Source organism: Bacillus sp. Pc3 (genome assembly GCF_000815145.1).
Lineage (GTDB): Bacteria > Bacillota > Bacilli > Bacillales > Bacillaceae > Bacillus > Bacillus velezensis.
This window is the reverse complement of record NZ_CP010406.1, coordinates 2,671,601-2,685,610: the sequence shown is the minus strand read 5'-3', so window position 1 is coordinate 2,685,610 and position 14,010 is coordinate 2,671,601. Positions and strand designations below refer to the sequence as shown.

15 protein-coding genes are annotated in these 14,010 nt (G+C 49.7%); 1 reads left to right on the top strand and 14 read right to left on the bottom strand.

Annotated elements, in window-relative coordinates:
• Nucleotides 1-63: 63 nt before the first annotated feature.
• The 13 genes from SB24_RS12720 to SB24_RS12660 form a co-directional block, all read right to left on the bottom strand.
• Complete coding sequence (locus SB24_RS12720) at nucleotides 64-1,518, bottom strand: tetratricopeptide repeat protein (RefSeq protein WP_039253712.1); 1,455 nt, start codon at nucleotides 1,516-1,518, stop codon at nucleotides 64-66.
• A 115-nt stretch (nucleotides 1,519-1,633) separates the two neighbouring features.
• Nucleotides 1,634-2,695: a sensor histidine kinase gene (locus SB24_RS12715; RefSeq protein WP_020956399.1), complete on the bottom strand. Its 1,062-nt coding sequence runs from the start codon at nucleotides 2,693-2,695 to the stop codon at nucleotides 1,634-1,636.
• Entirely contained in the window at nucleotides 2,692-3,369 is a 678-nt protein-coding gene (locus SB24_RS12710) for a response regulator transcription factor (RefSeq protein ID WP_020956400.1), read from the bottom strand. The genes SB24_RS12715 and SB24_RS12710 overlap by 4 nt, the downstream gene beginning before the upstream one ends.
• A gap of 36 nt (nucleotides 3,370-3,405) precedes the next feature.
• Nucleotides 3,406-4,023, bottom strand: coding sequence for a hypothetical protein (locus tag SB24_RS12705; protein WP_039255029.1), 618 nt, complete (start codon nucleotides 4,021-4,023; stop codon nucleotides 3,406-3,408).
• An 88-nt stretch (nucleotides 4,024-4,111) separates the two neighbouring features.
• Complete coding sequence (locus tag SB24_RS12700) at nucleotides 4,112-5,881, bottom strand: ABC transporter ATP-binding protein (protein WP_012118541.1); 1,770 nt, start codon at nucleotides 5,879-5,881, stop codon at nucleotides 4,112-4,114.
• 211 nt (nucleotides 5,882-6,092) lie between these two features.
• Entirely contained in the window at nucleotides 6,093-6,713 is a 621-nt protein-coding gene (hisIE, locus tag SB24_RS12695; protein ID WP_039253708.1) for a bifunctional phosphoribosyl-AMP cyclohydrolase/phosphoribosyl-ATP diphosphatase HisIE, read from the bottom strand.
• Nucleotides 6,710-7,468: an imidazole glycerol phosphate synthase subunit HisF gene (gene hisF, locus SB24_RS12690; RefSeq protein ID WP_039253705.1), complete on the bottom strand. Its 759-nt coding sequence runs from the start codon at nucleotides 7,466-7,468 to the stop codon at nucleotides 6,710-6,712. Before hisF ends, hisIE begins: the two co-directional genes overlap by 4 nt.
• Nucleotides 7,465-8,202, bottom strand: coding sequence for a 1-(5-phosphoribosyl)-5-[(5-phosphoribosylamino)methylideneamino]imidazole-4-carboxamide isomerase (gene hisA / locus SB24_RS12685; RefSeq protein WP_031378291.1), 738 nt, complete (start codon nucleotides 8,200-8,202; stop codon nucleotides 7,465-7,467). The genes hisF and hisA overlap by 4 nt, the downstream gene beginning before the upstream one ends.
• Entirely contained in the window at nucleotides 8,199-8,837 is a 639-nt protein-coding gene (gene hisH, locus SB24_RS12680; RefSeq protein WP_031378290.1) for an imidazole glycerol phosphate synthase subunit HisH, read from the bottom strand. The genes hisA and hisH overlap by 4 nt, the downstream gene beginning before the upstream one ends.
• Nucleotides 8,838-9,422 carry an imidazoleglycerol-phosphate dehydratase HisB gene (hisB, locus tag SB24_RS12675; protein WP_007614023.1) on the bottom strand — a complete coding sequence of 195 codons (585 nt, stop codon included), beginning with the start codon at nucleotides 9,420-9,422 and terminating at the stop codon, nucleotides 8,838-8,840.
• Nucleotides 9,388-10,701, bottom strand: a complete 1,314-nt coding sequence (hisD, locus tag SB24_RS12670) for a histidinol dehydrogenase (protein WP_039253702.1) — start codon at nucleotides 10,699-10,701, stop codon at nucleotides 9,388-9,390. Before hisD ends, hisB begins: the two co-directional genes overlap by 35 nt.
• Entirely contained in the window at nucleotides 10,698-11,339 is a 642-nt protein-coding gene (gene hisG / locus SB24_RS12665) for an ATP phosphoribosyltransferase (RefSeq protein ID WP_012118547.1), read from the bottom strand. Before hisG ends, hisD begins: the two co-directional genes overlap by 4 nt.
• On the bottom strand, nucleotides 11,332-12,504 hold the full coding sequence (locus SB24_RS12660) for an ATP phosphoribosyltransferase regulatory subunit (RefSeq protein WP_007407436.1): 1,173 nt from the start codon (nucleotides 12,502-12,504) through the stop codon (nucleotides 11,332-11,334). The genes hisG and SB24_RS12660 overlap by 8 nt, the downstream gene beginning before the upstream one ends.
• Before the next feature lie 241 nt (nucleotides 12,505-12,745).
• On the opposite strand from SB24_RS12660, the gene SB24_RS12655 reads away from it, so the two are divergent.
• Nucleotides 12,746-13,471, top strand: coding sequence for a C39 family peptidase (locus SB24_RS12655; protein ID WP_039253699.1), 726 nt, complete (start codon nucleotides 12,746-12,748; stop codon nucleotides 13,469-13,471).
• Between the two features lie 20 nt (nucleotides 13,472-13,491).
• Here SB24_RS12655 and SB24_RS12650 read toward each other — a convergent pair whose 3' ends face one another.
• Entirely contained in the window at nucleotides 13,492-14,007 is a 516-nt protein-coding gene (locus SB24_RS12650) for an acyltransferase (protein WP_039253698.1), read from the bottom strand.
• Nucleotides 14,008-14,010: the final 3 nt, after the last annotated feature.

Below are 14,010 nucleotides of genomic sequence, written 5' to 3'. Positions count from 1 at the left end.
AAGTTCTGTTTTGCCCCTTTCTGATAAAAAAAGAACCGACTCTTTATATAGAAAGAATCGGTTTTATTCTAATATATCGTCTATTTGTCTGATGTATTTCGAAAGTGTTGCCGGCGTTATACCGTAAACGGCTGCCGTTTCTTTTTTCGTCGTTTTTTCGCCGTTTGCTTCTTTCCATACATATGCGATGGCTGCTGCCCACGCCCGCTCATTCTGTACGGCAGCGGCGGCGCGGATGTGCTGAATGACGTGAAAAACCCAGCAGCTCATGACGTCAGTTTTTAAACTGTCGGCTTCCGCTTTCTCCAGCAGCTTGACCGTCCGATACGTGAACAGCGCATCACCGGAGACGCCTGAAGCGCCTTTTTCACCGGAAAGCAGCAGTCTGACGAAATCTTGTTCAAACGGTGAAACGGCGCGTTTTGCCGTCAGAACTTTTTCAAGCTGGTTCCGCTCTCCTTCAGCGCTGCTGATATAATAGGCGGCAAGCCGCTGTTCAAGTGAAGCAGGCAGCGGTTCCTGCCGCTCCGCCCAAGGCGCGGGCCGATCTGATTCGGGAAATTCGGCTTCGGCCTTTTTCCAAATGGTTTCCGCAAATTCTGTGCGGCCTGTTCCGTAGGCTGAAGCGGCAAGCCAGTAATAAAACGTTTCGTCGCCTTCAAACCCGCTTTTGTAAAGAGAACGGAGCCATTTATAACCGAGATCATGTCTGCCGACAAGTGCAAGCGTCGCCCCCAGCTTATAGCGCTGTTCGAATAAAATCGGATACACATTGGCGAGTTTTCCGCTCAATTCTCCGACTTTTTCATCTTCCCTCTCGTAATAGCAGAATACAAGGAGGTTGCACAGGGCATGGAGATTGCCTTCATTTTTCTCAAGCACTTCGAATACCGTTTGTTTCGCTTTTGTGACATTGCCTGAGTAAAAGTAAGCGAGCGCCAGGTTGTTGTATGCGGACCAAAGCTCGGGGTAATCGGCCGTAATCTCTTCAAGCATGACAACCGCTTCATGAAGCTGGCCGCTCTCAAGAAGCGTTTTTGCCCGATCCTGCCTGATCAGCAGTTCATCCTGGTCATAGAGCGATTCGTTTTCACCCGCTTCGCCGAAATCCAAAAGCTCCATCAGACTTTCAATCTCTTCGCTGAATTCCCCGTCCGGATCGGCATCTGAATAAGCCGCCGCTTCTTTGTATGCTTCCTGAAAGAGTCCCAAATGCGCGAAATTATTCGCTTTAAAGTAATGACACTCGGGCATTTCTTCTTTCAGGTTCACCAAAATAAAGTCGAACAGCTCATTTGACTGCTGGTAGTGGCCCATTTCAGAATAAATGACGGCCAGCCGGGACAGCATTTCGGAATCATTCGGCTCAAGGTGGACGGCCCGCTGAATCAGTTTGCTGGCCCGTTTTAAATTCCGCTCTCTATATGCTTTTAAGCCTTTATGAAAAAAATATTGTCCATCCTGAAGCAGCTGGACAATTTGCGCGTGCTTTTTCTGTTCAGAAGTGTGTTTTCCCACAAATATCCTCCGTTTTATACGTATTACCGTCAGTAGTATACCATAAAACGGTTTCGCCTCAATAGTTCAAAAGACAGGATCGGCTTCGTTTTTTACTGGCTGGTTCGACCAGATTTTAGCTGTTTTTTTCACGAGGCTCGGCTGGAAGAATGACGCGGAAAAGGGTTCCTTCGCCGCGCTTGCTCTCAACCTCTATCGAACCGCCGTGCAGCTCTGCGATTTTTTGGGCGATGGACAGGCCGAGCCCGCTTCCTCCTGCATTTCTCGCCTTATCCGCTTTATAAAACCGTTCAAATACACGCTCCGCCTGTTCAGGCTCCATTCCGATTCCGTCGTCGGCGATTTCGACAGCCGCCGCTCCCGGCAGATCTGCAATTTTAACGGAAATGCGGCCGCCTTCACCGGTAAATTTTACGGCATTGTGAATCAGATTCATCCATACTTGGCTGAGCAGCGCTTCATCTCCGTACACATACGACTCCTGTAAATCAATGAGAAACTCAATCTGTTTGGCGGACCACTCAGGCTCACAGGTCAATATGGTGCGCCGCAGCTGTTTGTCAATGCGGAACGGTTTTTTTTGTATCGGTTCGGTTTGGCGTTCGAGCGCAGTGAGCTTCAGCAGATTTTCACTGATTTTTGATAATCGTTCTGTTTCTGTTTCGATGATGTGTAAGTAGCGCCCACGCTCCTCATATGATAAATCCGGTTTTTTCAGGAGATGCGCGTAGCCCTTTAATGAAGTAAGCGGGGTTTGGATTTCATGGGAAACGTTCGAAATAAATTCTTGTTTCAGTTTTTCCATTTCACTCAGTTCCGCGGCGAGTGTCGACAGTTCATCAGCCAATTTCGTCACGGGGTGGTTCCGCTCAATCTTCTCCATTTTCCGGGAAGCGGCCGCTGTGAAGTTGCCGCTCGACATTTGCTTGATCGTGGCGGTCAGCGAATCCCAGATCGCATGATGCCTTTCGCGTGCTGACTTTGAAAAGATAAACATCGTTATAAACAGCAGGCCGAAAACAAGCCAAAGCGTCAGAATCTGCTCGGCGTAGGGCACAAGCAAAATCGGCCATATGAGACCGAATCCCTGAACGATCAGGTGAGCCGCCAGCCATAAGAATGCGGTGACGGTGAGAAGGATGATGATTTTTCCAGCCGTTCTGAAGATCCGTTTCATTCCGTCACCACAAACCGATAGCCGAGCCCCCGCACCGTATGGATGGCAAACGGATAGTCTTTTTCCGGAAACCGTTCTCTCAGCCTTTTAATATGCACATCAACCGTCCGCTCGTCACCTTCATAATCAAAGCCCCAAATATCTTCTATTAATTGTTCTCTTGAAAACGTCTTATTCGGATAACCGGCGAGCTTAAATAAAAGCTCAAATTCACGCCGGGGCAGTGTCAATCCCGCTCCGCCGCCGCGCGTTACGGTGCGGGATTGCTTATCTAATGTGACCGTTCCGATGGTCAGCAGTTTTTCAGCGGTGATCCGGTACCGTTTCAGCAATGCTTTGACCCTTGCTTCCAGCTCAAGCGGCTCAAACGGTTTGACGAGATAATCATCCGCTCCGGAAGTAAAACCTTGCACTTTGTCCAGCGTTTCGCCTTTTGCCGTCAGCATCAAAATCGGAATGTCCGTAAAGCTGCGGACGGCTTCACTGACTTCAAACCCGTCCATTTTCGGCATCATCACATCCAGTATGATGAGATCTATAGGTGCTGATTCGATCAGCCGCACCGCCGCTTCCCCGTCTTCCGCTTCTGCGACGTCAAAACCGCTCTGCTCCATCATAAGGCGGACAAGCTCACGGATATGGCGGTCATCATCCGCAACCAATATGACAGCCATGAAAATCCCTCCTTCTGCTTTTTTGCCTGTCTTCTTTTAATGAATCGACATGATGTCTATTAACCGTCTTATTTTTTCATTGTCTCCTGTATCGACAGACACTTTTTTTGTATGGCGGATCATTTCCTCCGTCACTTCTTTCATTACGCCTTGATCAGTATCTTCACGAGACTCCCAGCGCAAAGGAACATTGTATACCTGAATGGTGCCGTCACCATTGCTGCTGTAAGTGACTGACCCATCGATTAACCGGGAGCCTGCTAACTGCGTAACATCTTCCGGATAGCGGGCGCTCGTGTGATCGTCAGGGTTGACGAGTGCTCCGGCCGGAATGCGGCGAACGTTCAATTCATCTATCTGCTGATTTTCCCCAAGCTGCAGCCAGATGCGGGCATATTCAATTTGCAGAGGAGAATAATCTGCCGACATGTTATCCGGTTCGCTTTTGTCCGCAGAGACGTGATGTGAATCTTTGTTTACGGGTTCTTTTTTTTCTGCCGCTGATGCTGTTTCAGCCTTTTTGATGCCGCTGCTTTCTCCGGCCGGACTTGAAGAATGGCTCGGCTCTTCATCGTTACCACCCGTACACCCGGCAGTCATAAATACGAGCAGTAAGGCCGCGTGACAATAAAAAATCTTTGTGCGTTTTTTCATCATTTAACCCTCGCTTCCAATGAATAGGATTCCGGCTGCAAAATAAAAAGCAGCTTTTTCAGCTGCTTTTTATTCATAAAGTCTTGCTTTACACAGCTTTGTTTTCTAAGTCGGCATTCAGCTTCAGCTGCTGCTCCGCAAAATCGCGGTACAACGAATGGGATGCCATTAATTCATGGTGTGTGCCCCGTCCGGTGATTTCACCCTGTTCGACAAAGAGAAGCTGATCTGCATCCACAACCGTGGATAAACGGTGGGCAATCACAATCGTGGTGCGGCCTTTCATTAGAACTTCCAGCGCCTGCTGCACCCATTTTTCAGATTGGCTGTCCAGACTTGATGTCGCTTCATCAAGCATCAGAATGCTCGGGTTACGAAGGAGAGCTCTGGCAATGGCGATGCGCTGGCGCTGTCCTCCTGAAAGCATAATTCCCCGCTCACCGACCTCGGTTTCAAATTTCTTCGGTAAGTCTTCAATAAATTGCAGGGCGTAGGCCATGTCAGCCGCTTGCCTCAGTTCCTCATCAGTCACCTCGCGTTTTAATCCGTAGCAGATATTGTCGCGGATGGTGCCTGACATTAACGGGCTTTCTTGCGACACGTAGCCGATATGCTCCCGCCATGACTCAAGGGAATACGCATCAATCGGTTCATTTCCGAGCAGGATGCTGCCCGCAGTCGGATTGTAGAATCGTTCAAGCAGCTTAAATAACGTTGTTTTTCCGCCGCCGCTCGGTCCGACGATCGCGGTGACTTTGCCGGCCTCAATCGTAGCCGTAATGTCTTTTAAGATGGTTTGATCTGTTTTGTAGCCGAATGAGACTTGTTCGAGCTTAATCGGCTGATCCGCGTTTTCAATGGCTTTTCCGGTTTGGATATCTTCTTCTTTTTCTGCAAGAATATGAATCATCCGTTCCGTTGCGCCGACGGATTTTTGAAGCTGTGTGAAAAATGAAGTGATCTGGCCCATCGGCATAATGATCTGAAACAAATACAGGATAAAGGCAACGAGTGCGCCGGCTGTCAATTCACCGGATGACACCTGCATCCCGCCGTACCCGATGACAGCGACCAGCGCCGCCATTAATACAAGTGTAATAAGCGGGCCTACGAGCGACTGCACCTTCGCCTCACGCAGCCCGAGTTTAAAGAGTGCCATGATGCCTGCTTTTCCGCGTCCGTATTCCGCTTCTTCAGCGTTTGACGCTTTTACAAGCCTGATTTCCGGGAGGATGTGGTTTAATAATCCGGTGAATCTCGCCGTTTCATCCTGTGTTTCCCGAGAAATTTTAAACATTTTCCGGCCGATCGGCACTAAAATCACCGCAGCCAGCGGCACGACGATCAGCACAAGCAATGTGAGCTTCCAGTTCATGAAAAATAAGATCGTCAGTGACCCGATAACGGAAATGATTCCGGTAATAAATCCGCTGATATTGTTTGTGATCAGCTCTTTTACCACCATTGTGTCATTGGTGACACGGCTGATCGTTTCTCCCGTGGCGTTTTTGTCAAAATAAGAGACGGGCAGTTTAATTAATTTCTGCCACAACAAATCACGCAGTCCCGAGATGATTTTCTGGCCGCTGTAGTTCAGGGCGTAGGTGGCGTAGGCGCTTAATGCGGCCTGTACGATAAACACGGCTGCGATGATTCCGATTTGCACGCCTGACAGCGACGACATGGAAAAGCCGTCAACGAGCTGCTTTGTCAATAGCGGAATCAGCAGGCTGACGAGCGTTGTCACAATACTGAGAGACAGCGCGAAGGCCAGCATACCGTATGATGGTTTTGTTTTTTTGACTAATGAAAAGAATGAGCTGAATTTCCCTTTAGGTTTTGGTTGTTTATTCGGCATATGTTTTCCTCCTATATCACTGTTTATACTATAACGGATGTGCATGAACGGAATATGAACAAAACGTACATTTTTGACAAAAACCAAAATAAACTCTATTAGTCAATATTATCAAATTCACCTGCCTCCGGTTGCGGAAATAAGGAATATTTAATTGAATGTTTAAGTTTGACAGATTAAAAACCTCACGGATCTCTCCGTGAGGTTTGTTTTACTCAGATGCTGAATGGCGTTTTGCAAGAACGTCAAGCACGTCGTCCAAAGGAAGCGACTGCGCACGCAGAAGAACGAGCAAATGATACAGCAGATCCGCCGCTTCCCATTTTAATTCTTCATGGTCCCGGTTTTTCGCGGCGATAATAACCTCTGCGGCTTCTTCGCCGACTTTTTTGAGGATTTTATCGACGCCTTCCCGAAACAGATACGTTGTGTAGGCTCCGTCAGGCATCTCCGCCTGCCGTTTGGCGATTACGCTTTCCAGTTCATTTAAGATGCCGAAACGATCCTGCGCGTCCGCTTTTTCCGAAGAAAAGCAGCTGTAGCTTCCCTTATGGCATGCGGGTCCTGAAGGCTCCGCAAGCACGACAAGAGCATCTTGATCGCAATCATAGCGGATGGCTTTCACCTTTTGGGTATTCCCCGACGTCGCTCCTTTATGCCACAGCTCCCCGCGTGAACGGCTGTAAAACCAGGTTTCTTTCGTTTCTATCGTTTTTTCGTAGGATTCACGATTCATATAAGCCAGTGTCAGTACTTCTTTGCTTGCCGCATCCTGCACGATGGCGGGAATCAGTCCGGCCTCGTCAAACCGCAGTTCATCTGCCCGTTTCATCTCACATTCACCCCGTGTTTCTTCATATAATCTTTCACTTCTTTTATAGATGTCTCTTTGTAATGGAAAATGGAAGCTGCAAGCGCGGCGTCCGCTTCACCGATCGTGAAGGCTTCAAGCATATGGCGCGCGCTGCCGGCTCCCCCTGACGCAATGACGGGCACCGGGACGGCACGTGTGACAAGCTGTGTGAGCGTATGATTAAAGCCTGTTTTCTCACCATCTGCGTCCATGCTTGTCAGCAGGATTTCACCCGCTCCCCGGCTGACGGCTTCTTTTGCCCAGGCCGTGACTTCCCACTCGGTTTTCTGTCTGCCGCCGTGTGTGTACACTTTATAGCAATCCGAATCTTCATCATACTTTGCGTCAATCGCCGCTACGATGCATTGCGAGCCGAAAAAATCTGCTCCTTCCGTAATCAGCTCGGGGCGGAGGACGGCCGCTGTATTAACAGATACTTTATCAGCGCCGGCGCGAAGCATCCGTTTCATATCGCTTAATTGATTGATTCCGCCGCCGACCGTAAACGGAATCGCCAGTTTTGCCGCAACTTGTTCTACGACGTCTGTCATCGTCTTGCGGCCTTCGTGAGAGGCGGAAATGTCGAGAAAAACAAGTTCGTCAGCGCCCTCCCTGTCGTAAGCTTCGGCCAGCTCGACAGGATCGCCCGCATCTTTCAGCCCGAGAAATTGAATGCCTTTGACGACGCGGCCTTCTTTCACATCGAGACACGGAATGATTCGTTTCGTGATCATGCGTCCTTCACCCCGCTGAGCGCTTCGGCTAATGTAAATTGTTTTGTATACAGCGCTTTTCCGATAATCGCTCCCGATACGCCGGCGTCTTTGAAGCGGGCCAGTGCTGTGAGGTCGGCGACTGAGCTGACTCCGCCTGAAGCGATGACGGTTTTTCCCGTTGCTTTTGCGAGCTGAACGGTGCTTTCGATGTTCGGTCCTGACAGCATGCCGTCAGTTGCAATATCCGTGAAAATGAAGGTTTCCGCTCCTTCGGCCGCCAATTCACGGCCCAGATCGGCCGCCCTTACCGAGGATGTTTCCAGCCAGCCTTCCGTCGAGACATATCCGTTCCTTGCATCAAGACCGATCGCGATTTTGCCGCCGTATTGTTTCAGCATGCTCTTCACAAATGCCGGATCGGAAACGGCCGAGCTGCCGAGAATAACGCGATCAACACCTTGTGATAAATAACCGTACACATCCGCTTCAGAACGGATCCCGCCGCCGATCTCGACTTTGACATCAAGCTGCCGCGCAATGTCAAGAACATGCCTGTCGTTTACTTTCCTGCCTGCTTTCGCGCCGTCAAGGTCCACGAGATGAATCCATTCGGCACCTTCGTTTGCAAATTGCGCCGCCATGTCTAAAGGAGAGTCACCGTATATCGTTTCCTTGCCGTAATCGCCTTGGATGAGGCGGACGCATTTGCCGTTTCTCATATCGATTGCCGGATATAATGTAAAAGCGTTCATTTCTTCACCTTCTGTTCCGCTGCCATTTTTGTAAATTGCGTTAAGATCGCCATTCCGGCCGTACCGCTTTTTTCCGGGTGAAACTGTGCACCGAAGACATTGCGTTTCCCGACGACCGCCGGAACACGAACGCCGTACTCAGCGCTTGCCAGAAGATCGCCGTCTTCCATCCCGTCTATATAATAGGAATGGACAAAGTAAACGAAGCCTTCTTCCGCTTCCGAAAGCAAAGGAGACGTTTGGTGAAACGTCAGCCGGTTCCAGCCCATATGCGGCACCTTCAGCTTGTTTCCTTCGGCATCTCTGTCTTTGAGTCTCACAGCTTTTCCGGCTAATAAACCGAGTCCTTTTGCAGAGCCGTTTTCGGTGCTTTCTTCGAAAATGAGCTGCATACCGAGGCAGATGCCGAGGAGCAGCTTCCCCTTGTCAACCATACGGTGTATGAATTGATCAAGCTTCGCGCTGCGTAAATTGTCCATGGCGTCACTGAATGATCCGACACCGGGGAGAATAAAAGCATCCGCTTTTTCAAGCTCTTCCGGCCGGTCTGATACGACATACGGGACGCCGACGCGTTCCAGCGCCTTCGACACGCTGAATAAATTGCCCATACCGTAATCAATTACACCGATCATTTACAGCATTCCTTTCGTAGACGGCACGCCCTTGACGCGCGGATCAATGGATGACGCTTCGTCCAGCGCTCTGCCAAGCGCCTTAAACACGGCTTCTATCATATGATGCGTATTCGTGCCGTAATGAACGATGACGTGCAGATTCATTCTCGCTTCGAGCGCCAGTTTCCATAAGAATTCATGTACCAGCTCGGTATCAAACGTTCCGACTTTCGCTTGCGGAAATGCAGCGCGCATCTCAAGGTGCGGCCGGTTGCTCAGGTCTACGGCGACTTGGGCGAGAGCTTCGTCCATCGGTACTAGCGCTGATCCGTACCGTTTGATCCCTTTTTTATCACCGAGCGCCTCCAAAAAAGCCTGCCCTAAACAGATGCCGATATCTTCAGTCGTATGGTGATCATCTATCTCCGTATCGCCTTTTGCGTCAACAGTTAAATTGAATTGCCCGTGCTTTGTGAACAAATCAAGCATATGAGTCATAAACGGCACATCCGTGCTGATGTCGGCTTTTCCTTCTCCGTCTATTTCGAAAGCCAGCTTAATATCGGTCTCATTTGTTGTTCTGGCGCGTTCCGCTTTTCTCATCGGTCATTCCTCCGTTTCTCGCTTCAATCGATCTTGCGTGCGCTTCAAGCCCTTCCAGTCTCGCGAAGGCGGAAATGCTGTCCGCGTGCGTTTCAAATGCCTTCCGGCTGTATGAGATGATGCTCGATTTCTTTTGAAAATCTGTTACATTCAACGGGCTTGAAAACCGCGCCGTTCCGTTTGTCGGCAAAACGTGATTCGGTCCGGCAAAATAATCGCCGACCGGTTCAGCGCTGTATCGCCCTAAGAAAATCGCCCCCGCGTGTCTGATGCTTCCAAGCAAAGCCTCCGGCGAATGCGTCATGATTTCTAAATGCTCGGGCGCCAGCGCATTCACCGTGTCCACTGCATCTTCCATCGATTCCGTAATGTAAATGCGGCCGTGATCCCTGATCGACGCTTCGGCGATTTCTTTGCGCGGCAGCGTCTGAAGCTGTTTATTCACCTCATCTGATACGGCTTCGGCAAGCTTCCGTGAGTCGGTGACAAGCACGCTTGAGCTGAGCGTATCGTGTTCTGCCTGTGAAAGCAGGTCAGCAGCTACTTCTTTGGGCACCGCCGTATCGTCTGCCAGGACCACGATTTCACTGGGCCCGGCAATCATGTCAATATCCACAACGCCGAAGACTTCGCGCTTCGCGAGTGCTACAAATATATTGCCGGGGCCCGTGATCTTATCAACAGGCTGTATCGTTTCGGTTCCGTAAGCGAGCGCGGCAATCGCCTGCGCGCCTCCCGCTTTGTAAATTTCCTTTATGCCGAGCTCAGACGCCGCCGCCAGAACGCCCGGCGAAAGGCGGCCGTCTTTTCCCGGAGGACTGACGAGAACGATCCGTTCCACTCCCGCAGCGAGAGCGGGGATGACATTCATTAAAACGGAAGACGGATAAGCGGCCGTCCCGCCCGGCACGTATACGCCCGCGGAATCGAGCGCCGTTATTTTCTGCCCGAGCATCGAGCCGTCTTTGCGATGGTAAAACCACGAGGATTGCAGCTGGCGTTCGTGATATTCTTTAATATTGGCAATCGCCTGTCTGATCACTTCCAACAGCTGATCATCAAGCAGACGGTACGCCTCGGTGACTTCCTCTGCACTCACGGCCATTTGGTTCAGGCTGATGCCGTCAAATGTTTTTGTATAGGCCAAAACGGCTTTGTCACCGTTTTGTCTGACGTCTTCAATAATCTCCCTGACGGTTTTCCGCTGCTCTTCGGTTCCGCTGTCGATGGAACGCTTCAGTGAAAACCGCTCGCTTCTTTTTACTGCGGTTATTTTCATTGTGCCGTTTCTCCTTCCACAACCCTGGCCAGCCTGGCCGCCATTTCGTCGATTACATCATCCTTCATGCGGTAGCTGACCGGATTGACGATAAAACGCGATGTGATGTCACAAATATGTTCTGATTCAACGAGACCGTTTTCTTTTAATGTCCGCCCGGTTGATACGATATCTACGATTCTGTCAGCAAGCCCGATTAAAGGCGCCAATTCAATCGAACCGTTCAGCTTAATGATTTCCACCTGCTCGCCCTGCTCTCTGAAATAACTTGACGCAACATTCGGATATTTCGTCGCAATCCTCGGGGCGACTCCGTTCCAATCCGCTCCGGGAAGCCCCGCAACGGCGAGATGGCATTTGCTGATTTTCAGATCGAGCACCTCATACACGTCACGCTCTTCCTCAAGCATGACATCCTTTCCGGCAATACCGGCATCAGCGACGCCATGCTCGACATAAGTCGTCACATCCATCGGCTTTGCCAGAATAAAGCGGAGATTTTCTTCAGGAACGTCAATGATCAGCTTTCTCGATTCTTCAAACTCCTCGGGCAGCCTGTACCCGGCCTGCCGCAGCAACCCGGCCGCTTCTTCGAATATCCGTCCTTTTGGCATTGCCATTGTGAGTACCTTACCCATTCTGCTCTTCCTTTCTGGCACCGATAAAGTATGTGACGTTTGCAAATGATTTTGTCATATGATCGATATTTTCAATGCCCGCCAGATCCTGCAGGACGACTTTTCTGCCTCTCGCCCTTTCTTCCTCCGCGAATAAAATGGCCTGCGCCCGCTGCTCCTTGCTGAAAATCACGGCGTCCGCTTCACTAGTTTCTTCCTGGATGCCGAGCGCTTCAATCAGCCTGTCGATACGGAGCCCGAAACCCGTGGCGGGAGCGGGACTGCCGAAATGGCCGAGAAGATTGTTATAGCGTCCGCCGCTTCCGATGACAAAACCGACATTTGCCGCATACACTTCGAATAAAATTCCCGTGTAATAACTCATATGGCTTACCATATTCAGATCAAGGCGAATATGCTCGGCACATCCGTAATCCTCAAGAATGTCCCACAGGTCTTCCAGCTCCTGAATCAAGCTTTGTCCGGAGATGCCGATGATCTCCTCCGCCTTGGCGCAGATCTCTTTCCCGCCTCGCAATTCCAGAAGTGCGAGCAGCCGGCTTTTGTCTATTGAAGAAAGCGGAAGCGATTTGACATGTTCCCTGTATCCCACGTAATTCTTCTCAAAGAGAAAGCGCCGCAGAACATCCGCCCGCTCAGCATTGCCCAGAACCTCGACAAACAGCTCATCAGCGAGTCCGGCATGGCCGATCGCGATTTTAAACCGGTGCAATCCCGCGTTTTTCAAAGCGCCGGCCGCCAGCGCAATCACCTCGGCGTCCGCGCTTGTTGATCCGTCGCCGATCAGCTCCGCGCCTACCTGTTCGAATTCTGCCGGACGTCCGCCTTCCCGCTCCTGAGCGCGATAGACGCTTGCCGCGTACCCCGCTCTGAGCGGATGATTGTGTTTGTGCAGCTTAGACGCCGCCACCCTGGCAATCGGTCCGGTCATGTCAGGCCGAAGCACAAGCGTTTTTCCGTCCTGATCGAGAAGCTTAAACAGCTGCTGTTCTTCAATGGCTGACTGGACGCCTACTGTTTCATAAAATTCAAGGGTCGGCGTCTCCATAAACTGATAACCCCATTTATCAATTAAATCCGTCAGTGTGGAACGGACTTTTTTCTTTGCTTCGTATAAACCGGGCAGCGTATCTCTCATGCCATGCGGTTTCTCAAACATAAACATTTGCCTTTTACACCTCCGCTTTGTCTGAAGGAAAATTCCGAATCCTTTAGTTCGCTAATATGATAATATGTTAGCAGATAAAAGAATGAATTGCAACGCCCAATGTCCGCCTACTCTTTTCCATAAACATGGCTAAAGAATGAACAAACCTGTAAACATATCGGAACGATCGAATCATATTGAGCAGAAGTGCTATAATACATAGAATAGCTTCAACAGAAACAAGGGAGAAGAATTGATAATGAAGACGCTTGGAACATTATGTGTGCTGATTCTGACAGCCGTCCTTGTCTATCTGGGATATAACATCTATACAAACGATATTCATTTTAATTTTTTCAATCAGCAGTCCGACGAGCCTGATGAGAAAACACCGTTAAAAGGGAGCGCGTCACCGCTGAATGTCGTTCTGTACAGACAGATGGATTCTCCCAGACTGTACAATGGCTGTGAGGTGACAAGCCTTGCCATGATTTTGAACAATGCCGGATATCATGTGTCAAAAAATACATTGGCGGATAAAATCAATAAAGTTCCGCTCACATACAGCAGCGGGCTGAAGGGAGATCCGAATGAAGGATTTGCCGGAGATATGGAAAACGGCCCGGGTTTAGGCGTTTATCATGAGCCGATTGATAAACTTGCCAAAGAATATGCGGGAAACAAAGTATACGACCTGACGGGAAAAGACATTTCTTCAGTGTACCGCCAGCTTGAAAAAGGGCGGCCGGTCTGGGTGATTACCACCACATCCTTTAAGCCGGTTGATAATATGCAGACTTGGAATACGCCGAACGGAAAAATCGACATTACGTTCAGCATGCATAGCGTAGCCGTTACCGGTTATGATCACGATTATGTATACGTTAATGATCCTTATGGCTATAAAAACAGAAAAACAAACCGATCTGACTTTGAAAAAGCCTGGAAGCAGATGGGCAGCCAGGCCATTGTGATCAAGTCATAAAAAAACCCCGCTGACGTTAATCAGCGGGGTTTTCCCATTCGTTCTTTCATTTCTTCGTCCGTATAGATCACCTGCATCGGATTTCCTCCGACAAACGCCCCGGCCGGGACATCTTTGTGCACCAGCGTGCCGGCTGATACAACGGCTCCGCTCCCGATGGTGACGCCGGGCAGAATCGTTGTGTTTGCCCCGATCATTACCTCGTCACCGATTGTGACATCACCGGTCCGGTACTCATGTATTAAATATTCATGAGCCAAAATCGTCGTATTGTAGCCGATGATGCTGTTTTCTCCGACAGTGATTTTTTCAGGAAACATAATATCCGGCATCACCATCAACGCGAATGAGGTTTGTTTTCCGACATTCATTTTCAAAAAGGTTCGGTACAGCCAGTTTTTCACGCTTAAAAACGGCGTATACCTTGCGATCTGAATGATGATGAAATTTTTCATCACCTTCAGAAAGGGAACCGTCTGATAAACATGCCACAATGAATTTGCACCTGAAACCGGATAGCGGTCTGTTTTTCTCACGGA